Source organism: Aeromonas sp. QDB56 (assembly GCF_027705505.1).
In the GTDB taxonomy this organism is placed as follows: Bacteria; Pseudomonadota; Gammaproteobacteria; order Enterobacterales; family Aeromonadaceae; genus Aeromonas; species Aeromonas caviae.
This window is the reverse complement of record NZ_JAPDBZ010000067.1, coordinates 1-21,337: the sequence shown is the minus strand read 5'-3', so window position 1 is coordinate 21,337 and position 21,337 is coordinate 1. Positions and strand designations below refer to the sequence as shown.

Genomic DNA, 21,337 nt, shown 5'->3' with positions numbered 1-21,337 from the left:
AAAGCCAAACCACAGAAGTATGCGACGAGAAAACCTAGTAAAAACAATGCCAGTCAGGCTTAACTGACTGGCATTAGACCCCGGGGTCGCCTTTTTCATCTCTGTTCGCCGCTGGAAGTGCGTTGGTCGGGGCCTGCCAGGCAGCGGCCATGTCACCGACCCGGCAGCCCCATCAAAAAACCCGGCCTTGGCCGGGTTTTACGCTTATCCGCGCTCGCGGATGGTCTTGATGATGTCGGTGGTGGAGCAGCCGTCCTCGAAGTTCAGCACCCGCACCTCGCCGCCATTGGCGGTCACCTCGGCGTAACCGGCGATCTCTTCGGGCTTGTAGTCGCCCCCCTTGACCAGGAGGTCTGGCAGGATCTCGGCGATCAGACGCTGGGGAGTGTCTTCGCTGAAGGGGACCACCCAGTCCACGGCACCCAGGGCCGCCAGCACAGTCATACGGCGCTCGGTCGGGTTGACCGGGCGACCCGGCCCCTTGAGGCGACGCACGGACTCGTCGGTGTTCACCGCCACGATCAGGCGGTCCCCCAGCTTGCCCGCATTGGCCAGATAGGAGACATGACCCGCGTGCAGAATGTCGAAGCAGCCGTTGGTCATCACCACCTTCTCGCCGCGCAGACGGGCGGCCTGGACGGCCACCTTGAGCTGGGCCTCGGACATGACGCCAAAGCCGGTCTCCTGCTCGGTGTAGAGGGCGTTGGCCAGTTCCACCGGGCTCACGGTGGAGGTCCCCAGCTTGCCGACCACGATGCCGGCGGCGGTGTTGGCCAGGGCGCAGGCCTCATCCAGACTCTTGCCTGCGGCAAGGGAAGTCGCCAGGGTGGAGATGACGGTGTCACCGGCACCGGTGACGTCATAGACCTCGTGGGCCTGGGCCGGCAGGTGCAGCTCGGGCTGCCCTTCGCGGATCAGGGTCATGCCGTTCTCGGAACGGGTGACCAGCAGGGCATCCAGCTCGAAGCGCTTGACCAGCTCCAGCCCCCTGGCGACCAGGTCTTCTTCCCCCTTCACCTTGCCCACCACGGCCTCGAACTCGGACATGTTGGGGGTCAGCAGGGTGGCACCACGGTACTTCTCGAAATCGGTCCCCTTGGGGTCGACCAGCACGGGGATACCGGCGGCGCGGGCACGCCGGATCATGCCGGGCACGTCGTTGAGGGCGCCCTTTCCGTAGTCGGAGAGGATCATCACGTCCGCCTGGGGCAGCGCCTGCTCCACCTTGCCCATCAGCAGGCTGGCATCCACGTCGTGGAAGGCCTCTTCGAAGTCGAGACGCAGCAGTTGCTGGTTGCGGGACAGCACCCGCAGCTTGGTGATGGTCGGATAGTCGGTCAGGCGCACGAAATCACAGGCCACCTTGACCCCGGCCATCTGGCTGGCGAGGGCATCGGCGGCTTCATCCTGACCGGTCAGGCCCAGCAGCACGGCCTGGGCGCCGAGGGCGGCGGAGTTGAGCGCCACGTTGGCGGCGCCACCCGGACGCTCCTCGATGTGTTCGACCTTGACCACGGGGACCGGCGCCTCGGGGGAGATCCGGCCGGTAGGGCCATGCCAGTAGCGATCCAACATGACATCGCCAACGACCAGGATGCGGGCTTTTTCAAACTCGGGCAGGGTGATTTTCATCTGTATCGGCTCTCAAAACCTGAAAAATTCAGCGGCCGATTTTATCACACTCTTTTCCGGGGCGTGAAAAAAGCACGGCCCTGCCCCCTGATGCCCCCTCTGACCAGATGACGGCGATTCGCGCCCGCCCCCGCTTTTCGGATAGAATCCTCCACATGCGAGTGACCGCATCCGCGCCGGGCCACCCCACACAGGCCCCCCGGTTCGGTCGGACTCCCCCCTTTGCCTTTGCGAACAAGAGACTCTTCATGGCCCAAGAACACGCTCCCCGCCTCGAACCCCGTCTGTTCCATCCCCGTTACTGGGGGAGCTGGCTGGGCCTCTCCCTGCTCTGGCTGCTGGTGTTGCTGCCCTGGCGCAGTCAGATGTGGCTGGGCCGCCAGCTCGGCACCCTGGCCCGCAAGCTGCTGAAATCCCGCGTCAAGATTGCCCGCCGCAACCTGGAGCTGGCGATGCCCGAGCTCAGCCGGGATGAGCGCGAAGCCCTCCTGGTGCAGAACTTCGAGAGCGTGGGTTGCGCCATCTTCGAGGTGGGCATGGCCTGGTTCTGGCCAGACTGGCGGATGCGCCGCCTGATGAAGGTGGAAGGGGAAGAGCACGTCATCAACGCCATGGAGAAGGGCCAGGGGATGCTGCTGCTCTCCTGCCACTTCCTGACGCTGGAGCTCAATGCCCGCTGCTTCGGCCTGGTGCGCCCCGGGGTCGGTGTCTATCGCCCCAACACCAATCCGGTGCTGGAGTACGCCCAGTACCACGGTCGCTGCGCCTCCAACAAATACCTAGTGGACCGGATGGACGTGAAGGGGATGATCAAGGCGCTGCGCAACGGTGACGCCCTCTGGTATGCACCGGATCACGACTACGGCAGCCATGCCAGCGTCTTCGTGCCCTACTTCGCGGTGGTGCAGGCCGCCACCATCACGGGGACCGCCACCCTGGCCCGGGTGAAGAACACCGTCACCCTGCCCTGCTACAACATCCGCACCAAAGAGGGCTACACCCTGCATATAGGGGCGCCGCTGGAAGGCTACCCGAGCGGCGACGATCTGGCCGACGCCAGCCGCGCCAATCGCGAGATTGAAGCCGCCGTGCGCAAGGCACCGGAGCAGTACATGTGGCTGCACCGCCGCTTCAAGACCCGCCCCAATCCGGACGATCCCGGCTACTACTGATGCCCTCCCGCCCCGTCGACCGGGCAAGTCCAGACGACAGGACAGGATGGCACCGCGCCCCATGAAAAAGCCCTCGCACTGCGAGCAATGCTGTTCACTTAAGAGAATTTGAGTTCCAGTCCACGTAGTATCAGGGCTAAAAAATGAGGGAGGCATGATGCCTCCCTCTTTCTATTGCAAGCCACGCTGGATAAAGGCTGAAGGAACATCGACTGGAAACAGCCTTGCTCCCCCAACTCAAGTCGCATTTATGAATAATTAGTCAAAAATGTGCTTATCTGAACAGCATTGCTCGCACTGCGAGGGCTTTTTTGTTGGCTGCCAGCGTCTGCCTTACTGGCGGATCAGGCGGTAGATGGCGTAGCCGGGGTGCTTGGCGTCATCCATCGGCAGGGTGGACTGGTACGACAGATCCGCCCCCGCCAGGGCCTTGGCCTCGTCAGTCGGCGAGGAGTAGAGGCGCACGTCCACGTTGGCGGGCAGGGCCTTCATGTGCCAGTTGTTGTTGGCCGCCGGGCTGAAGCCGGCCGGGTTGTCCGCAGACTGGGCCTTCAGGTACTGGGCGATGATCTCCCGCGTCTCGAAGGGATCTTCATGGACGATGTTGCTGCCGTCGATGCCCGGGAAGTGGCCGCCGCCGCTGGCGCGGTAGTTGTTGGTCACCACGTAGAACTTCTGGGCCGGGTCCACGGGCTGGCCGTTGAAGGTGAGGCCGCTGATGCGCTGGCCGTCGCTCACCTTGACCCCGTCCTTGCTGTAGCGGGCCGGCTGGGTGATGTCCACCTCGTAGCTGACCCCGTCAATCACATCGAAGTTGTAGGTGGGGAAGCTCTCGTTCACCAGCCACTGCACCCCGGTCTTGCCGGTGTCGATCTGGTTGAACTGGCCGGCGCTCATCTCCAGCCACTCCTTGACGGTGGCCCCGTTCACCTCGACCACCTGCAGGGTGTTCGGATAGATATAAAGGTCGGAGACGTTGCGCAGGGAGATGTCACCCTGGGCCACGTAGGTGAAGTCGTTGATGCCGTTGCGACCGCCACGGAAGGGGGCCGCCACCGAGAGGATCGGGTAGGACTCCTTGAGCAGGCCGTCTTGTTGCAATTGCTCCGCGTGGCGGCGCTGGGCATCGCTCACCAGCTGCACCGAGGGGTCGTCCTGTACCAGGGCGAAGAAGCTGTGGATGGGGGAGGTGATCTTGCCGAGCGGCTCGTCCAGCCACTGGTTGGTGGCGTCGTGATCCGCCTGCACCAGGTCCACCACCCGCTGATCCACCGCACTGCCCTCGCTGGCGTCGATCTTGCGCAGGCTGGCCTGGCTCTGCTTCACCTGCCACTTGCCGTCCACCTGTTCCAGCTTGAGGTCGATGATGCCGAGGTGGTTGCCCCAGTAGCCGGGCATCACGGTGGGGATGCCGCTAAGGGTACCGGCCTGGTTGTCCACCTCCGGCAGATCCGGGAAGTCCCCGGGGAAGTTCTTGTGGGCGTGGCCCAGCATCAGGGCATCCACCCCTTTCACCTTGGCCAGATGCCAGGCGGAGTTCTCCATCATGGCCTCGTAGCTGCTGGCATTGATGCCGGTGTGAGCCACCACCACCACGATGTCGGCGCCCTTGGCGCGCAGCTCGGGCACATAGTGATTGGCGGTCTCGACCATGTCGGCCACCACCACCTTGCCCTCCAGATGACGCTTGTCCCACTGCAGCACCTGGGGCGGGGTCAGACCCAGGATGCCCACCTTGACGCTCTGGCGCTGGCCCTTGTCATCGGTCACCTCGCGCTCCAGCAGCAGATAGGGGGTGAACTTGTTGCCGCTCCAGTCAATTTGCCCCTTGGCATCGCGCTTGAAGGCCCCCGCCTCGAACACGTTGGCGTTCACATAGGGGAAGTCGGCTCCCGCCAGCACCTTGCCGAGGTAGTCCAGGCCGTAGTTGAACTCGTGGTTGCCCAGGTTGCCCGCGTCGTAGCCCAGCTCGTTCATCGCCTTGAACACCGGGTGCGCCTGCCTCTCGAGGTAGCCGGCACCGGACTGCTCGAAGATGTAGTCCGCCAGCGGCGTGCCCTGAATGAGGTCGCCATTGTCGAGCAGCAGGTTGTTGGGGTTCTCGGCGCGGGCGGCGCGGATCAGCAGGGCGGTGCGGGAGAGGCCGAACTTGCGATCCTCCTTGTTCTGGTAGTAGTCGTACCCCAGCACGTTGGAGTGGATGTCGGAGGTCTGGATCAGGCGCAGGGAGACGGTCCCCGGCTGCGCCTTGCTGTCATTCTCGTTGCTGCAGGCAGACAGCAGCACGATGGCGGCAATAGCCCCCAGCTTCATGGTGTTATTCACTGTTTTTTCCCTTTTATTATGTGTAACGCTTTACCAGCGCCGGGAATTTAACAGACGAATATGTCAGCAGATGGCACCGGGACTCATTTTTATGAAGCCCGGCACAAAAATAGCCTCATGAGGCCGGTATGGCACCCAATGCCAGCTTGACCGCCAGCACCAGCATGATGAGACCTACAACAAGATCAATGGCTTGCTGCACCCGGCCCCGGGCAAGCCAGGGGGAGAGTGCCGCCGCCCCGAACGCCAGTCCGTAGAACCAGACCAGGGAAGCCAGCATGGCCCCCGCCGCGAAGGCGGGTCTGAGCTCCTCGGCAAACTGGCTGCCGAAGGAACCAAGCAACATCAGGGTATCCAGGTAGACATGGGGATTGAGCAGAGTGACTCCGAGGGTCATGGCCAGCACGCTCTTGACCCCCATCAACCGGGGCGAGTCCGCCAGGGCCGCCTCCTGGCCGCGCCAGGCACTGCGCAGGGAACGGATACCGAACCAGCCGAGGAAGAGCACGCCGCCCCAGGTCAGCAGGGCCAGGCCGATCGGGCTGGCCGCCAGCAGGTTGGCCCCGCCGAACACCCCGATGCCGATCAGCACGAGATCGCACAGGCAGCAGAGGGTCGCCGTCAGCAGGTGGTGATTGCGGTGAATGCCCCGGCTCAGCACGAAGGCATTCTGGGCCCCGATGGGGATGATCATGGCGAGGCCGAGGGTAAAGCCTTGCAGGGTGGTGGCGAACATGGGGATGCGTTCCTGTGAAAGAGAGAAACGCACTATAAGGGGGCGCGGGTAATCAGAGAAATTCATTCATTTTCTGATGCATTCATAAAACTGATGAAAACCGGGTCGAAACCACACAAAGAAGGTTGTCAATTGCAGGATCTGACAATTGTGGGGTCACAGCCCCGCCCCGAGAATCGGCGGCAGGATGGGACGGCGCAGGACAGCGGTGATGGCGACAGAGGGGATGCCAGGCGACGAGCCGGTGCCGCCGGGCCTGTATTCACTGCAGCAGGGAGGGGAAGTTGGTGACCACCACCTGCTCCAGGTTCGGCAGCAGGATGCCGCTGCTCACCCCCTTGGCGATGGCCTGGTAGCGGTTCATCGACCCCGTCTTGCGGGTGACCTGATTGAGGTGGTAGTTCACAGTGCGCTCCGTGATGCCGAGGATGCAGGCGATCTCCCCCGATGTCTTCCCTTCGCTTGCCCAGAACAGGCACTCGGTTTCCCGCTCCGTCAGGGGCTCCTGGGGATCGTCCTCCCTCATGCTCTGGCGCACGATCCGGATCGCCGCCTCGAAGATGTAGTTGGACATCCAGGAGAGGATGGGCGAGGACTCCAGCATCAGATCGCTCGACGCCCGCTCCCGGGTGATGAAAGAGAGTATGCCGTTCTCCCCCGCCGCCCCGTGCAGCGGGAACGAGATGCCGTTGCGCAACCCGAATTCCGCCGCCAGCCCCATCACATCCATGCTCCCCTCTTGCAGGAAGCGCGCCTTCTCGTCCAGCCGGTTCCAGTAGATGGGCAGGGTCTGCCTGCGGGCGAGCTGGATGATGGGATCGCAGGCCAGCATGTTGTTCAGGGTGTAGGCCTGTACCCAGGAGTCGGGGCACTGGTTGAACAGCACCACCTTGGGCCTTTGCATCGACATGGGCAGGATGAGGGCGAAGCGGTAGTAGTCGTAACCCATTCCCAGGGTGAAGCGGCCGATGAGCTCGGACAACCGGTTGCCATCGGTCACCAGCGTGAAATGTTCCAGGTACTCAAGCAGTTGGTCGCGTGTCATAGGCAAGCCTCCCCTGGCCAAGGCCTTGGATTATAGCGCCTAACCATGAAATGGAGAGACATGAATGCTTGTTTTCAAAGGAAAATTGAAAGAACACCCCAGATGGGAGGTCGAAAACGAGCTCTACCGATTTCGCAACCGCGTCTTCTCCGATCGACTCGGTTGGGACGTGGAATCCCGCCGTGGCCTGGAGCGGGACAACTTCGACAAGCCCGACACCCACTGGGTGCTGATTGAAGACAAGCAGGGGTTGTGCGGCTGCATCCGCCTGCTCAGTTGCGCCCAGGATTACATGCTGCCCAGCATCTTCCCCACCGCCCTCGCTGGCGAAGCCCCGCCGCGCGGCAACGACGTGTGGGAGCTGACCCGCCTCGCCATCGACGCCGACCGGGCCCCTCGCCTGGAGAACGGCATCAGCGAACTCACCTGCGTCATCTTCCGCGAGGTGCTGGCCTTCGCCAGGGAGCAGGGGATCCGCGAGCTGGTGGCCGTGGTCAGCCTGCCGGTGGAGCGCATCTTCCGCCGCCTCGGCCTGCCCATCGAGCGCCTCAGCCATCGCCAGGCGGTGGATCTGGGGGCCGTGCGCGGGGTCGGTATCCGCTTCCACCTGGACGAGCGTTTCGACCGCGCCGTCCATCGCCCCCTGCAGGGCCATTACCGGCCGGCGGGGGATGCACTGCTCGCCGTCATCTGAGCAAAAAAAGTCCCGGGACCGGCCCGGGATTCAAGACGCTCGCTATGGTCCGTTTCCACCCCATGCAAAAACGGACCGGGTGAGTATCTTATGAATCTCATGTCAGGACTACTGTCACATCTCACAGGGGCAGCCCCGGGCACGGGCCCCCTCCATGGGGGCGGTCAGGTTGTCCTCTGACGCTCCCTTGAGTAGCATTCTTGCTGAACTCCCTTTTTTCATAAGGAATGCTGATGAAGACGCTGGACTACAAGCTGCTGCTGGCCCTGGACGCGGTGATCCGGGAGCAAAACTTCGAGCGTGCCGCCCAGCGCCTACACATTACCCAGTCCGCCATCTCCCAGCGCATCAAGCAGCTGGAGCAGCAGTTTGCGGAGCCGCTCATCATCCGCAGCCAGCCGCTGCAGGCCACGGGGCTCGGCCAGAAGCTGCTGGCCCACTATCGCCAGGTGCGCCAGCTGGAGCTGGAGCTGGCCGGCGAGCTCTCCCCCGACGAGCCCAGGGCCCCCATCCGGGTCAGCATCGCCGTCAATGCCGACAGCCTGGCCACCTGGTTCCTGCCCGCCCTGGCACCACTGCTGGAGCAATACCCCATCGAGCTGAACCTGCTGGTGGATGACGAGAGCCGCACCCTGGACCGGGTGCGCGAGGGGCAGGCGTTCGGCGCCGTCAGCCTGCAACCCCAGCCGCTGGCGGGCTGCTGCGTCGACGAACTCGGCGAGATGCGCTATCTGCTCACCGCCAGCCCCGCCTTCGTCGCCCGCCACTTCCCGAACGGCCTCACGGCGGCGGCCCTGGCCAAGGCGCCGGCGGTGGCCTTCGATCAGCGCGACGACATGCACATCAGCTACATGGCCCGTCATTTCGCCCTCCCCCCCGGTGGCTACCCCTGCCACACGGTGCGATCCTCCGAGGCCTTCGTCGCCATGGCGGAGCAGGGGCTGGCCTGCTGCCTCATCCCGGAATTGCAGATCCGCCAGCAACTGGAAGAGGGGCGCCTGCTCGATCTCAACCCGGATCACCACCTGGTCGAGCAGCTCTACTGGCACCGCTGGGTGCTGGAGCGGGGGCTGCACAAGCAGATATCCCAGCGCCTGATCCAGCAGGGGCGACGGGCACTGCAACCCCGTTGAGGGGGCCATTCACCTTGGCTTTGGGGGGGTAAAAACGTATAGTGCTGGGCGATTAACCATCAGGTCTCCACTCAGGTTCCCCATTTATGTTCCAAGACAATCCGCTGCTGGCCCAGCTCAAGCAACAAATCCGCGAAAACATCCCCAAGAAAGAGGGTGTGATCCGCGCCTCCGATCGGGGCTTCGGCTTCCTGGAGGTCGATGAGAAGACCAGCTATTTCGTGCCGCCTCCCTACATGAAGAAGGTGATGCACGGTGACCGGGTGAGCGCCCTGATCCGCACTGAAAAAGAGAAAGAGGTGGCCGAGCCGGATGCCCTGCTGGAACAGGCCGTCACCCGCTTCGTCGGCCGCGTCAAGATGTTCCGCGACCGCCTCAACGTGGTGCCCGACCACCCCCTCATCAAGGACGCCATCAAGGCCCGCGCCAAGAAGGGTCTGGACGAGAAATCCTTCAAGGAAGGGGACTGGGTGGTTGCCACCCTCAAGCGCCATGCCCTGGTGGACGGCAACTTCTCCGCCGAGATCACCCAGCTCATCGCCACCCAGGAAGATCACAACGTGCCCTGGTGGGTGGTGCTGGCGCGCCACAACCTGGCCCAGATTGAACCGGCGGACCTGCCGGAGTGGAAGGTGATCGAAGAGGAAGAGCTGCCCCGCCGGGATCTGACCCAGGTTCCCTTCTTCACCATCGACGGTGCCAAGACCAAGGACATGGACGATGCCCTGGCCATCACCAAGCTGGAGAACGGCTGGGAGCTGCTGGTGGCCATCGCCGACCCGACCGCCTATGTGGCCGAGGGGAGCGAGCTGGACAAGGAGGCCGCCCAGCGCGCCTTCACCGTCTACATGCCGGGACGCAACGTACCCATGATCCCGCGCACCCTCTCCGACGAGCTCTGCTCCCTGAAAGAGGGCGAGGAGCGTAACACCCTGTGCGCCCGTCTGCTCATCGCCGAGGATGGCCTGCTGCTGGAGGAGACCGAGTTCTTCACCGCCCGCATCAATTCCCATGCCCGCCTCACCTATGACGACGTCTCCGACTGGGCCGAGCACGGCAAAGCGCTGGATATCGACGCCGGCGTCCTGGCCCAGCTGCCCCTGATGAAGGCGATGACGGAGGCCCGCATCAAGTGGCGTACCGAGCACGCCCTGGTGTTCCCGGACAGACCCGACTACGACTTCGAGCTGGGTGAAGACGGCGAAGTGCTTGCCATCCACGTGGAGCCGCGCCGCATCGCCAACCGCATGGTGGAAGAGTCGATGATCGCCGCCAACATCTGCGCCGGCCGCGTGCTGGGCAAAGAGGTCGGCTACGGCATCTTCAACGTCCACACCGGCTTTGACGAGGAGTCCCTGGACGGCGCCATCGAGCTGCTCAAGACCGCCGAGGCCCCGTTCGAGAAGGAAGAGATCGCCAGCCTCTCCGGCTTCTGCGCCCTGCGACGCTGGATAGACAACCTGGACACCCGCTGGCTGGACGGCAAGATCCGCCGCTTCCAGAGCTATGCCCTGATGTCCGCCGAACCGGGTGCCCACTACGGCCTGGGTCTGGATGCCTACGCCACCTGGACCTCCCCCATCCGCAAATACGGCGACATGGTCAACCATCGCCTACTCAAGGCGGTCATCGCCGGCAAGACCCCGGGTGAGCGCCCCAGCCTGGAGCTGACCGAGCACCTGACCGCCTGCCGCCGCCTGCACCGCATGGTGGAGCGCGACATCGGCGACTGGCTCTATGTGCGCTACCTCAAGGCCGATGCGGGCACCGACAAGGTGTTCAACGCCGAGATCATCGACGTGATGCGAGCCGGCCTCAAGCTGCGCCTGCAGGAGAACGGCGCCGTGGTGTTCATGCCCGCCCGCCATATCCTGGACAACAAGGATCGGCTGGAGTGCAACTGGGACAACGGCCGCGTCTATCTGGACAAGACCGAGGTGGTCTACGAGCTCGGCCAGATCATCGAGGTGAAGCTGACCGAGGCGGTGGAAGAGACCCGCTCCCTCATCGCCAAGCCGGCGGTGGATCTGGTGCCAGGTCCGGCACCGGTCGCCCCGACCAGCGAGGCCGATGCCGCGCCTGCCGACGAGGCCCCCAAGGCGCAGTGATCCCCCTGCTTGTCTGCTCTGCACAAGCCCGCATCCTGCGCAATGCTGTTCACTTAAGAGAATTTGAGTTCCAGTCCACGTAGTATCAGGGCTAAAAAATGAGGGAGGCATGATGCCTCCCTCTTTCTATTGCAAGCCACGCTGGATAAAGGCTGAAGGAACATCGACTGGAAACAGCCTTGCTCCCCCAACTCAAGTCGCATTTATGAATAATTAGTCAAAAATGTGCTTATCTGAACAGCATTGCGCATCCTGCGGGCTTTTTTTATGGCTGCGCTCCACGGGCAGACGGAATGGGAGACCCGCTCGCAGGCCCCAGCCTGCGTCGCTACCGGCAGGGAGGAGCGAGACGGGAGCGGATCAGGATCCGCCACCCGGGCGTCACAAGAGGCCTTGTCGGAACCGATCCTCTCGGGGAAAAAACTGAAAGTGGGCTACAAAATAAATGATTCATTGGTGATTAACGATGAAATGCGGCATATCCATCGTCATTACTTGCGAATACGAGGCGACAAACCATGACTCATTTGAGTGCAAAATTTGATTTTGTGACGATAGTCACGTTGACACCGTATTTGCGCAAACCACAAAACGAGACATCAATCACAAAAAATTGACACCAAGAGGCGAGAAGATCGAAATGTAGCCGAAATACAGCGACTGACTGTGATCGTCATCACTATGTCGGGAGGGGGAGGTCGGGGTATTTGAGATCTAGGTCACAAGACACCCCGTTTTCAGCCTAATTTGATCACAAGCTGGTAAATTGAAGTTGCTTAGACGACTGGGATGGGAGTTCGGCAAAACTCGTCATCCCGACTACCACTTTTAATCACACAGGCTTAAAACGGGGTCCCGACATGTTATCACCGGATACCAAAGTCAAGATACAGAATTTTGGACGCTTCCTGTCCAATATGGTCATGCCCAACATAGGCGCCTTCATCGCCTGGGGCTTCATCACCGCCCTCTTCATCCCCACTGGCTGGCTGCCCAATGAAACCTTGGCCAAGCTGGTTGGTCCCATGATCACCTACCTGCTGCCGCTGCTCATCGGCTATACCGGCGGCAAGCTGATCGGGGGGGACCGGGGTGCCGTGGTCGGTGCCATCACCACCATGGGCGTCATCGTGGGGACCGACATCCCCATGTTCATGGGCGCCATGATGGTCGGCCCGCTGGGTGGCTGGGCCATCAAGCGTTTCGACAAGGCGATGGAAGGTCGTGTCAAGAGCGGCTTCGAGATGCTGGTGAACAACTTCTCCGCCGGCATCATCGGCATGTTGCTCGCCATTCTCGCCTTCTTCGTCATCGGTCCCTTCGTCAAGGTGCTCTCCGGCGTGCTGGCGAGCGGTGTCGGCTTCCTGGTGGACAACCACATGCTGCCCCTCACCTCCATCTTCGTCGAGCCGGCCAAGATCCTGTTCCTGAACAACGCCATCAACCACGGTATCTTCTCGCCGCTCGGGATCCAGCAAGCCACCGAACAGGGCCGCTCCATCTTCTTCCTGATCGAAGCGAACCCGGGTCCGGGCATGGGCGTGTTGCTGGCCTACATGGTGTTCGGCCGTGGCGCCGCCAAGCAGTCCGCAGCCGGTGCGTCCATCATCCACTTCTTCGGCGGCATCCACGAAATCTACTTCCCGTACGTGCTGATGAACCCGCGCCTCATCCTGGCGGTGATCGCAGGCGGCATGACCGGGGTCTTCACCCTGACCCTGTTCAACGCCGGTCTGGTCTCCCCCGCCTCCCCGGGCTCCATCTTCGCCGTGCTGCTGATGACGCCGAAAGCCTCCCTCATCGGGGTGCTGCTCTCCATCGTCGCCTCCGCCACCGTCTCCTTCCTGGTCGCCGCCGTGTTCGTCCGTGCCCAGCAGCCGGAAGCCGACGAGGCCGATGCCCTGGGTGAAGCCACCCGCAAGATGAAGGCCATGAAGGGTGCCAAGCCCGAGACCACCGCCGCCAAGAAGCCGGAAACCGAGCTGACCGCAGTGCGCAACATCGTCGTCGCCTGCGATGCGGGCATGGGCTCCAGCGCCATGGGCGCCGGCATGCTGCGCAAGCGGGTGCAGGCCGCCGGTCTCGACATCAGCGTGACCAACCGTGCCATCAACAACCTGGACGATCAGGTGGATCTGGTCATCACCCACAAGGATCTCACCGACCGTGCCCGTCGCCATGCGCCGCATGCACAGCACATTTCGCTGACCAACTTCCTCGACAACGCCCTCTATCAGGAGCTGGTGCAGAGCCTCAGCCTGGCCAACGCGGCCAACGATGACGTCGCCAACCCGCAACTGCTGGTGGCGGCCAACGACGACAGCTACGAGCCGCAGGATCCGGAAGTCTTCACCCTGAGCCTGCAGGACGTGCACCTGGGCCTCAAGGCCGAGAGCAAGGAAGCGGCCATCGTGACCGCCGGCAAGCTGCTGGCGGAGCGGGGCTACGTGGCGCCCGACTACGTCGACGCCATGCTGGAGCGCGAACAGCTGGTCTCCACCTACCTCGGCGAATCCATCGCCGTGCCCCACGGCACCATCGCCGCCAAGGAGCACGTGAAGCGTACCGGCATCGTCATCTGCCAGTACCCGGCCGGAGTCGCCTTCGGCGAGGGCGCCGATGAGGTAGCGCGCCTGGTCATCGGCATTGCCGCCCGCAACGATGAACACATACAGGTCATAACCCGCCTGACCAATGCACTGGATGAGCCCGGTCTCGTCGACCGTCTGGCCAGCACCCAGGATCCCCAGGAGTTCCTGGATCTGCTGGGGGCCGAGCAGGCCGCGTAATCATCCGTCATCGTCTTTGGTTGTAGAGGTTAATATCATGAAAACATTGCATTTTGGTGCCGGTAACATCGGTCGGGGCTTCATCGGCAAACTGCTGGCTGACGCCAGCCATCAGGTCACCTTCGCCGACGTCAACGAGACCCTGATCGACCAGCTCAACCACCGCCAGGAGTACAAGGTGCACGTGGTGGGCACGGATCAGAAGCTGGACGTGGTGCGCAACGTTGCCGCCGTCAGCTCCGCCGGACACGAGGTGATCGCCCGTATCATCACCGCCGATCTGGTCACCACGGCGGTCGGCCCCAACATCCTGGACAAGATTGCCAGCACCCTGGCCAAGGGGCTGCAGGCCCGCTTCGATGCTGGCAACCTGACTCCCCTCAACGTCATCGCCTGCGAGAACATGGTGCGCGGCACCAGCCACCTCAAGGAGGAGGTACTCAAGTACCTGCCGGTCGCGTATCATGCCACCCTCGAGCAGTGCGTCGGCTTCGTCGACTCGGCGGTGGATCGCATCGTTCCGCCCGCCGCGGCGAACGACGATCCCCTGGAGGTGACGGTGGAGAGCTTCAGCGAGTGGATCGTCGATCGGACCCAGTTCAAGGGGGAGATGCCCCAGGTAGCGGGCATGGAGCCCACCGACAACCTGATGGCCTTCGTCGAGCGCAAGCTGTTCACCCTCAACACCGGCCACATCGTCACCGCCTATCTCGGCAAGCTCAGGGGATATCGCACCGTGCGCGAGGCGATCGAGGATCCGCTGATCCGCAGCAAGGTGCGCCGCGCCATGGAGGAGAGCGGGGCCGTGCTGGTGAAACGCTACGGCTTCGACCCGCGCCTGCACGCCGCCTACATCGAGAAGATCCTCTCCCGCTTCGCCAACCCCTATCTGGTGGACGAGATTGACCGGGTCGGTCGCCAGCCGCTGCGCAAGCTGGCGGCGGGGGACAGGCTGGTGAAGCCGCTGCTCGGCACCCTGGAGTACGGCCTGCCGAGCGATCACCTGCAGGAGGGCATCGCCGCCGCACTGCATTACCGCAATGAGGACGATCCCCAGGCGGTGGAGCTGCAGGCCATGCTGGCGGAACTTGGTCCGGCACGAACCCTGGCCCGCGTCACCGGCCTGGATGAGCACAGCGATGTGGTACGCACCATCGTCGCCCGTTACAACAACTTGAAGTGACCTGATGGGGTGGCGTCACACCGCCCGTGACGGACCCCGTACGATACAAACCGGGGGAGGGCCTGCTCTCCCCCTGTCAGCCGGACCCGAAGCACTTATGACCACACACCAGGAAGATGAAGTACTGGAGCGACTGAACGAGCAGGATGGCCCCCGCGGCTTCTTTCTCGAGGTCGTGACCATCCTGGAAGAGGCGGTCGACTCCCTGATGCGGCGAGCCTTTCGTCAGGAGGAGTATGCCGTCAAATACGCCATCGAACCCCTGCTCAACCAGAGCGGCCCCCTCGGCCAGCTGGAGGTGCGCCTCAAGCTCATCTTCGCCCTCGGCCTCATCTCCCTCGAGCGCTATCAGGATCTCGAGGCGTACCTGAAGATCCGCGACTTTCTGGTACGCGACCCCAAGGATTACCGCTTCAGCGACAAGCCGGTCCGCGATCTGCTCGAGCGCCTGAATGCCATCCAGCAGGGCAGCATGATGCCGCAGGATCCCCCGGCCAACGAGGAGGACTGGCCCCTCTACCAGATGCAGCTCAACCGGCTCGATCAGATGGTGCGCTCCGCCCTGGTGCTGGCGGTGACCGATTGCGTCACCGAACTCCACAAAGAGAGCCCCATCTGATCTGAGCGGCTCTCCCCTGCACGCCTGGCGGGTGTCATCTTGCCCCCCTTCCCCGCTACACTAGGTCCAACCCCATCACCTGTACGAGGTTGGCATGATTGCTCTCTCCCTCGCCGGAATAGCCCTCATCTCCCTGCTCGCCCAATGGCTTGCCTGGTCCGTGCGCGTTCCCGCCATTTTGTTCCTGTTGCTGAGCGGCCTATTGCTCGGCCCGGTGACCGGTCTGCTCGATCCCGATCAGTTGCTGGGGGATCTGCTGTTTCCCCTGGTTTCCCTCTCGGTCGCCATCATCCTGTTTGAAGGGGCGCTGACCCTGCACCTGACCGAACTCAAGGGGATCGGCAAGGTGGTACGCAACCTCTGCTCCACCGGCATGGTGACCAGCTTTGCCGTCATCGGCGCCGCCAGCTACTTCCTGCTTGGGCTGGACTGGCGGGTCGCCATGGTGCTCGGCGCCGTGCTGGTAGTGACCGGCCCCACGGTGATCGCCCTCATGCTCAACGTGATCCGCCCGGTCCGGGAGGTGGACAAGATCCTGCGCTGGGAGGGGATCGTCATCGACCCCATCGGCGCCCTGTTCGCGGTACTGGTGTTCGAGGCGGTGCGCCTCGGCAGCCAGGGGGATCTGGTCGGTCATACCCTGCTGGCCCTGGCCAAGACGGTGGGAGTGGGGTCGCTCATCGGGGTCGGTGCCGGCTGGCTCACCACCCTGCTCATCCGCAAGGACTGGCTGCCGGTCAGCCTGCACAAGTTCGGGGTACTGGCGCTGGTGCTGGTGACCTTCACCCTGTCTGACTGGCTCAGTCACGAATCCGGCCTGCTGGCGGTGACGGTGTTCGGCATCTGGCTCGCCAACCAGGACGGGCTGGATCTGGAGGAGGTGCTGGCCTTCAAGGAGGATCTCGCCGTCATTCTCATCTCCTCCCTCTTCATCCTGCTGGCGGCCCGCCTCGATCTGGCCCAGCTCTGGCAGCTCGGCCCCATGGTGCTGGCCCTGCTGTGCGTGGTGCAGTTCGTGGCCCGCCCGCTCTGCATCCTGGTCTCGACCCGGGGGTCGGACCTGCCCTGGCGCGCCCGCGCCCTGCTCGCCTGGATAGCCCCCCGGGGCATAGTGGCGGCGGCGGTCAGCGCCTCCTTCGCCATCAGCATGCACGAGGCCGGCATCGAGGATGCCGACAAGCTGGTGCCCCTGGTGTTTGCGGTCATCATCTTCACCGTGGTGCTGCAGAGCCTGACGGCCACGCCATTGGCCAGATTGCTCGACATGCGCCAGAGCGCCCCCAATGTCTGGCTGCTCATCGGCGCCAACTCGGTGGCCCGGGCCATCGGCAAGGCGCTGGCGGACCAGGGGATCCCGGTGCAGCTCTCCGATCCTGCCTGGGAGCACTGCAAGCTGGCCCGCATGAGCGGCCTGCCCTGCTACTTCGGCAACCCCCAGTCGGAGCACGCCGAACGGCACCTGCCCCTCACCAGCATCAGCACCGTGCTGGCGCTCTCTCCCAGCCGCCACAACAACGCCCTCGGGGTGCTGCACTTCGCCCACCTCTACGGGGAGGAGAAGGTCCACTCCCTGCGTTCCAGCGAACAGCACGGCAAGGCCAACCGGGAGAGCGCCACCTTCCGTGCCCGCCAGAACCTGTTCGGTGCCGACATCAACTTCGCCAGGCTGAGCGGCCTGCTGAGCCGGGGCGGGCAGATCAAGGCGACCCGCCTGAGCGACACCTTCGACTGGGACCAGTATCAGGATGCCAATCCCGGCGCCATTCCTCTGTTCGTGCTGGATGCCAGGGCCAGACCCAGGGTGGTCACCGGCCCTGTCACGCCGCTGTCCGGGGAGCTGCTGATCGCCCTGCAACCACCCCGGGAGGGGGCGACGGCGCCCTGATCCGATGACGGCGCCACCGGGAAGGAGAACTAGACTTGAGGGTGGCGCCATGAGTCATAGGAGGATGTCATGACAGTCAGTGAATTGCGCGCGCTTCACCAGCAGCACAGGTTCAAGGAGGCGGAGATCATGCACGACATCGTCTCCCCCGGCTGGATCGTGGAGTTCAGGGGGGCAGGACGGCCACCTCTACGTGATGACGGACACTCTGGGGTGCCCCATGAGCTTCTCGTCCACCGAGGAGGCACGGGACCACATCCACCTGGTGGCCGACTGCCCCGTCCAGGTCGAGCACCTCTACCGCTTCTTCGAACGCTGAACAGCCATCGAAAAAGGCTCCCGAGGGAGCCTTTTCTCATTCCGGCTGCGTGGACTCAGCCTCCTTTCCCTCCAGCCGCCTCACCGGCTTTTGCAGAATAAGGTTCGCCGGATAGGTGACCAGATCGCCGTTGTCATCCCGCACCCGCACGTAGAAGAGGCCGATCTCGGTGATAATGCCGGTGACGGAGTCATCCTTGTCGAGGATGCGGATGCGATCGCCAATCTTGTAGGGGAAGGCGAAGAAGATGGTAATGCTGGCGGTGATGTTGGAGAGGATCGACCACTGGGCCACCATGGCGACCCCCAGTACCGCGAAGAAGGAGGAGGCGAGCACCACCAGCCGGGAGAAGTCGAGCCCCCAGACCCCGGCCAGGATCAGCAAGGTGGCGCAGCCCAGCAGGAAGTGGAATACGTGCTCCACGTAGAGTACCCGGTTCTCGCTCACCTGCCGGCTCTGGCCAAGGGCCATCAGGCTCTTGTGAATGAGGCCGCGCACCAGGGTGTGCCCCAGCAACAGCAGCAGGGTCACGCCAAAAGATTCCCATGTCGTCATGTTCACTCCTTACCACCAGCGCCTGTGCTTGAGCCAGACCGCCAGTCCGGTCGCCAGCACCAGCAGGAAGCCACAGAACACCCAGAAGGCGGTCGGACTCTCGGCCCCGGGGATCCCCCCCAGGTTGATGCCGAACAGGCCGGTCAGGAAGCTGGCGGGCAGGAACAGCAGCGCCATCACCGACATCTGGTAGGCGCGGCGGTTGGTCGCCTCCGCCATCAGGTTGTTGATCTCGTCCGCCAGCACGGCGGTGCGCGCCACCCCGGCATCCAGATCGTCGAGCCAGCGCCGCAAGCGGTCGGCGATGTCGAGCAGGCGTCGCCTGTCATCTTCGTCCAGCCAGCTGATCTTCTCGTTGGCCAGGCGCGCCACCAGATCCCGCTGGGGGGAGAGGTAGCGACGGATCATGATGAGCTGCTTGCGGATGCGCGCAAGCCGACCGTTGGCGGGCAGGTCACGCATCAGCACCATCTCCTCCAGATCCAGGATCTGGTCGTGCAGCTCCTCGACGAACTCCCCGGCCCGGTCGGTCAGGGCGTCGCATATCTCCACCAGCCAGTCGGCGGGTGTGTCGGCACCGCCCCCCAGCGACAGCTGCTCGAACACATCTTTCTCGGAGAGCAGCGGACGACGACGGCTGCTGATGATGAGATCCGGCGTGATGAAGATCCGCAGGGCCACCATCTCTTCAGGCCTGTGATCCTTGTTGTGGTTGATGCCGCGCAGGATCAGCAGCACCGTCTCCCCCATCCGCACCAGCTTGGGACGATTGCTCTGGCCGAGCAGGGCCTCACGGGCCGCCTCCCCCAGCAGCGGCGTCTGCAGCAGCCAGCGCGCCGACTCCGGGTTGCCATAGTCCAGATGCAGCCAGCCGGGCTGAGCACCGGGGATCTCGCTACCTTCGGCCAGCGGGGTCATGCCCCCCTTGCCGTCCAGGGTCAGGCCATAAATCACGTCACCGGGCACCCGATCCATCTCGTCTCCTTCTCGTTTCATGTGCAGGCCCCAGCTTACACCAAAGGCGGGGACGACTCAGCCCCGGGGCAGCCGCCCCGCACCAGCCATGCTAAGATGCGCCACCCGTTCCAGATACAGGAAGCCATGCCATGCCCATCTGGGTTGATGCCGATGCCTGCCCCATCCCGGTCAAGGAGATCCTCTACCGCGCCGCCCACCGCGCCCAGGTGGTGACCACGCTAGTGGCCAACCAGGGACTCAGAGTCCCCCCTTCCCCCTTCATCAAGACCCAGCAGGTGGAGAAGGGCTTCGATGTGGCAGATCATGTCATCGCCCAGCAGGTCAAGCCCGGCGACCTGGTGATCACCGGCGACATTCCCCTCGCCTCCTGGGTCATCGACGCCGGGGGCGAGGCGCTCAATCCCCGGGGCGAGATCTACACCCGGGAGACCATCCAGGCACGGCTCGGGATGCGCAACTTCATGGAGGAGCTGCGCTCTGCCGGCGTCCAGACCGGTGGCCCTGCGCCCTTCAACGCCGCCGACAAGCAGCGCTTCGCCAATGCGCTGGACAAGTGGTTGGTCAGGGGCAAGCTGAGCTGATCACCCTCTCCCCGGCCCCCTGCCGGGGAGAGCCATTCATTTCCCTTTTCCCTTAATTCTTCCTTAATGCTCCTTGATTAGCCTTGCGACTGTTGACCCAACCACCCGCAAGGAGCAAGCAATGAAACTGACCCCCCTGTTGTTACTGATCCCCCTGTTGAGCGGCGCAGCCCTGGCCGACCCCCAATGCACCCAGGCCGACAAGAGCAAGTGGATGAGCGAAGCCGACGCCCAGCAGCAGATCAAGGCGATGGGCTACGACATCAAGAAGTTCAAGGCCACCAAGACCGGCTGCTACGAGATCTACGGCTGGGACAAGGAGAAGCGTAAGGTCGAGATCTACTTCGACCCGACCGACCTGAAAAAGGTGAAAGAAGAGATCGACGAGTAACGCCGCCCCGGGCCGGTCTTCCCCCGGCCCCCACCATGGAGCCTTGCCATGACACCTGCCTCTGAAGTGAAAGTCTGGGATCCCCTCATCCGGGTGTTTCACTGGGCGACCGTCACCCTCTGCCTGCTCAACTTCTTCGTGCTGGAAGAGGGCAGCAAACCCCACAGATATGCTGGCTACGCGGTGGGCATCCTACTCATCATCCGCCTGCTGTGGGGGCTGGTCGGCCCCTATTACGCCCGCTTCGGCCAGTGGTGGCCAACCCCTGCCCGGGTCCGCTACTACCTGCGCCAGCTCGCCCAGGGGCGCCACCCCTACTACCTCGGCCACAATCCGGTCGGCTCCCTGATGATCTGGCTGCTGCTGCTGTCCCTGGTCGGGACCGTCGTCACCGGCTGGCTCACCACCTGGGATGCCTTCTGGGGCGAGGAGTGGCTGGAGGAGCTGCACGGCATCATCGCTAACACCCTGATGGCCGCCGTTGGCGTCCATGCGGCAGTGGTACTCCTGACCGATCGCCTCACCCGCAGCGATTTGGTCCGCGCCATGGTGCTGGGCAAAAAGCGGGTCCCCGCCAACATCAAGGTGGAAGACCCCCGCGCTTGATGGCCGGGCTGCCGACCAGTCCCCTCCTCTGTTCACCCGCTCATCTGCCCAAAAAAATCTATGGTCACCCCCTTTTTTGCAACCTTGATTTCGGGTGTTGTGGTTGGCTTGCTTAAATCTATCCGGCGTCTTGATGGAGAATGTTCTCCGCGCCACGATGAGAATCGCGCCTGACTGTCCTAAAAAGACCCTCGGCCTAGAAAGCCTATTCTTTTGCCAGGTTATCAGTCAGGCCGGTATGCCGTTCACGTCATCCAATATCACAGTCGCAAAACCAGGTGGGTGTGTCAGTACAAAAGTAAATAGGGGCGCGTCAGGTTGGCATTGCCCGAAATTCGGTATGCCGTGCCGCCAGCGCCCAAGCCGTGCGGGCCAACTTGTTGGCTAGTGCACAAGCCACAACATTCGAATGTCGCCGAGTCAACATAGACCTGACCCAATCAGCCAATCGTCCCGTTTGCCGCTCTAGCCGTTGCATATAGGCTCGTGCACATTGCACCAACAATCGTCTAAGATTTTTGTCGCCACGCTTGCTGATACCCTTCAGGTTTGCCCGGCCCCCAGTACTGTACTGGCGTGGCACCAA

18 protein-coding genes and 1 pseudogene are annotated in these 21,337 nt (G+C 63.3%); 12 read left to right on the top strand and 7 right to left on the bottom strand.

Features of this window, described 5'->3' with window-relative positions; genetic code table 11:
- Positions 1–204 precede the first annotated feature (204 nt).
- Complete coding sequence (gene hldE / locus OKB81_RS12105) at positions 205–1,632, bottom strand: bifunctional D-glycero-beta-D-manno-heptose-7-phosphate kinase/D-glycero-beta-D-manno-heptose 1-phosphate adenylyltransferase HldE (protein WP_039039759.1); 1,428 nt, start codon at positions 1,630–1,632, stop codon at positions 205–207.
- 248 nt (positions 1,633–1,880) lie between these two features.
- Here hldE and lpxL point away from each other — a divergent pair, with 248 nt between their 5' ends.
- On the top strand, positions 1,881–2,804 hold the full coding sequence (gene lpxL / locus OKB81_RS12100; protein ID WP_160838321.1) for an LpxL/LpxP family Kdo(2)-lipid IV(A) lauroyl/palmitoleoyl acyltransferase: 924 nt from the start codon (positions 1,881–1,883) through the stop codon (positions 2,802–2,804).
- A 333-nt stretch (positions 2,805–3,137) separates the two neighbouring features.
- Here the strand turns inward: lpxL and OKB81_RS12095 are convergent, their stop codons facing one another.
- From OKB81_RS12095 to OKB81_RS12085, 3 genes are all read right to left on the bottom strand, one after another.
- Complete coding sequence (locus tag OKB81_RS12095; RefSeq protein ID WP_160838331.1) at positions 3,138–5,117, bottom strand: bifunctional 2',3'-cyclic-nucleotide 2'-phosphodiesterase/3'-nucleotidase; 1,980 nt, start codon at positions 5,115–5,117, stop codon at positions 3,138–3,140.
- 127 nt (positions 5,118–5,244) lie between these two features.
- Entirely contained in the window at positions 5,245–5,865 is a 621-nt protein-coding gene (gene lysE, locus OKB81_RS12090; protein ID WP_041212291.1) for an L-lysine exporter, read from the bottom strand.
- A 262-nt stretch (positions 5,866–6,127) separates the two neighbouring features.
- On the bottom strand, positions 6,128–6,910 hold the full coding sequence (locus OKB81_RS12085; protein WP_010672766.1) for a LuxR family transcriptional regulator: 783 nt from the start codon (positions 6,908–6,910) through the stop codon (positions 6,128–6,130).
- A 64-nt stretch (positions 6,911–6,974) separates the two neighbouring features.
- Here OKB81_RS12085 and OKB81_RS12080 point away from each other — a divergent pair, with 64 nt between their 5' ends.
- The 8 genes and pseudogenes from OKB81_RS12080 (at position 6,975) to OKB81_RS20805 (ending at position 17,640) form a co-directional block, all read left to right on the top strand.
- Positions 6,975–7,604 carry an acyl-homoserine-lactone synthase gene (locus OKB81_RS12080; protein ID WP_160838323.1) on the top strand — a complete coding sequence of 210 codons (630 nt, stop codon included), beginning with the start codon at positions 6,975–6,977 and terminating at the stop codon, positions 7,602–7,604.
- 233 nt (positions 7,605–7,837) lie between these two features.
- A complete protein-coding gene (locus tag OKB81_RS12075) occupies positions 7,838–8,737 on the top strand; it encodes a LysR family transcriptional regulator ArgP (protein ID WP_010672764.1) in 900 nt (299 codons plus the stop codon).
- An 86-nt stretch (positions 8,738–8,823) separates the two neighbouring features.
- Complete coding sequence (locus tag OKB81_RS12070; RefSeq protein ID WP_160838325.1) at positions 8,824–10,845, top strand: exoribonuclease II; 2,022 nt, start codon at positions 8,824–8,826, stop codon at positions 10,843–10,845.
- 860 nt (positions 10,846–11,705) lie between these two features.
- Positions 11,706–13,634: a PTS mannitol transporter subunit IICBA gene (locus OKB81_RS12065; protein ID WP_160838327.1), complete on the top strand. Its 1,929-nt coding sequence runs from the start codon at positions 11,706–11,708 to the stop codon at positions 13,632–13,634.
- A gap of 37 nt (positions 13,635–13,671) precedes the next feature.
- Complete coding sequence (locus OKB81_RS12060; RefSeq protein WP_010672760.1) at positions 13,672–14,817, top strand: mannitol-1-phosphate 5-dehydrogenase; 1,146 nt, start codon at positions 13,672–13,674, stop codon at positions 14,815–14,817.
- 97 nt (positions 14,818–14,914) lie between these two features.
- Positions 14,915–15,436, top strand: a complete 522-nt coding sequence (locus OKB81_RS12055; protein ID WP_010672759.1) for an MltR family transcriptional regulator — start codon at positions 14,915–14,917, stop codon at positions 15,434–15,436.
- Positions 15,437–15,530: 94 nt separating this feature from the next.
- Entirely contained in the window at positions 15,531–17,321 is a 1,791-nt protein-coding gene (locus OKB81_RS12050; protein WP_270805260.1) for a cation:proton antiporter, read from the top strand.
- A gap of 69 nt (positions 17,322–17,390) precedes the next feature.
- A pseudogene (locus tag OKB81_RS20805) lies at positions 17,391–17,640 on the top strand (hypothetical protein).
- Positions 17,641–17,676: 36 nt separating this feature from the next.
- Here the strand turns inward: OKB81_RS20805 and OKB81_RS12040 are convergent.
- On the bottom strand, positions 17,677–18,195 hold the full coding sequence (locus OKB81_RS12040; RefSeq protein ID WP_039039767.1) for a mechanosensitive ion channel domain-containing protein: 519 nt from the start codon (positions 18,193–18,195) through the stop codon (positions 17,677–17,679).
- 9 nt (positions 18,196–18,204) lie between these two features.
- A complete protein-coding gene (gene zntB / locus OKB81_RS12035) occupies positions 18,205–19,170 on the bottom strand; it encodes a zinc transporter ZntB (RefSeq protein ID WP_171865294.1) in 966 nt (321 codons plus the stop codon).
- Between the two features lie 131 nt (positions 19,171–19,301).
- Between zntB and OKB81_RS12030 the strand changes: the two genes are divergently transcribed.
- From OKB81_RS12030 to OKB81_RS12020, 3 genes are all read left to right on the top strand, one after another.
- Entirely contained in the window at positions 19,302–19,754 is a 453-nt protein-coding gene (locus tag OKB81_RS12030; protein ID WP_039039769.1) for a YaiI/YqxD family protein, read from the top strand.
- 121 nt (positions 19,755–19,875) lie between these two features.
- Positions 19,876–20,145: a PepSY domain-containing protein gene (locus OKB81_RS12025; RefSeq protein ID WP_010672753.1), complete on the top strand. Its 270-nt coding sequence runs from the start codon at positions 19,876–19,878 to the stop codon at positions 20,143–20,145.
- A gap of 48 nt (positions 20,146–20,193) precedes the next feature.
- Positions 20,194–20,751 carry a cytochrome b/b6 domain-containing protein gene (locus OKB81_RS12020; protein ID WP_041214375.1) on the top strand — a complete coding sequence of 186 codons (558 nt, stop codon included), beginning with the start codon at positions 20,194–20,196 and terminating at the stop codon, positions 20,749–20,751.
- Between the two features lie 313 nt (positions 20,752–21,064).
- Here OKB81_RS12020 and OKB81_RS12015 read toward each other — a convergent pair.
- Positions 21,065–21,337 (bottom strand): transposase (locus OKB81_RS12015; RefSeq protein ID WP_270805259.1); only part of this gene is annotated, 273 nt, incomplete at its 5' end.

Coding starts and splice junctions, on each gene's coding strand:
- hldE (WP_039039759.1), bottom strand. CDS start 1,632: ATGAAAATCACCCTGCCCGAGTTTGAAAAAGCCCGCATCCTGGTCGTT.
- lpxL (WP_160838321.1), top strand. CDS start 1,881: ATGGCCCAAGAACACGCTCCCCGCCTCGAACCCCGTCTGTTCCATCCC.
- OKB81_RS12095 (WP_160838331.1), bottom strand. CDS start 5,117: ATGAAGCTGGGGGCTATTGCCGCCATCGTGCTGCTGTCTGCCTGCAGC.
- lysE (WP_041212291.1), bottom strand. CDS start 5,865: ATGTTCGCCACCACCCTGCAAGGCTTTACCCTCGGCCTCGCCATGATC.
- OKB81_RS12085 (WP_010672766.1), bottom strand. CDS start 6,910: ATGACACGCGACCAACTGCTTGAGTACCTGGAACATTTCACGCTGGTG.
- OKB81_RS12080 (WP_160838323.1), top strand. CDS start 6,975: ATGCTTGTTTTCAAAGGAAAATTGAAAGAACACCCCAGATGGGAGGTC.
- OKB81_RS12075 (WP_010672764.1), top strand. CDS start 7,838: ATGAAGACGCTGGACTACAAGCTGCTGCTGGCCCTGGACGCGGTGATC.
- OKB81_RS12070 (WP_160838325.1), top strand. CDS start 8,824: ATGTTCCAAGACAATCCGCTGCTGGCCCAGCTCAAGCAACAAATCCGC.
- OKB81_RS12065 (WP_160838327.1), top strand. CDS start 11,706: ATGTTATCACCGGATACCAAAGTCAAGATACAGAATTTTGGACGCTTC.
- OKB81_RS12060 (WP_010672760.1), top strand. CDS start 13,672: ATGAAAACATTGCATTTTGGTGCCGGTAACATCGGTCGGGGCTTCATC.
- OKB81_RS12055 (WP_010672759.1), top strand. CDS start 14,915: ATGACCACACACCAGGAAGATGAAGTACTGGAGCGACTGAACGAGCAG.
- OKB81_RS12050 (WP_270805260.1), top strand. CDS start 15,531: ATGATTGCTCTCTCCCTCGCCGGAATAGCCCTCATCTCCCTGCTCGCC.
- OKB81_RS12040 (WP_039039767.1), bottom strand. CDS start 18,195: ATGACGACATGGGAATCTTTTGGCGTGACCCTGCTGCTGTTGCTGGGG.
- zntB (WP_171865294.1), bottom strand. CDS start 19,170: ATGGATCGGGTGCCCGGTGACGTGATTTATGGCCTGACCCTGGACGGC.
- OKB81_RS12030 (WP_039039769.1), top strand. CDS start 19,302: ATGCCCATCTGGGTTGATGCCGATGCCTGCCCCATCCCGGTCAAGGAG.
- OKB81_RS12025 (WP_010672753.1), top strand. CDS start 19,876: ATGAAACTGACCCCCCTGTTGTTACTGATCCCCCTGTTGAGCGGCGCA.
- OKB81_RS12020 (WP_041214375.1), top strand. CDS start 20,194: ATGACACCTGCCTCTGAAGTGAAAGTCTGGGATCCCCTCATCCGGGTG.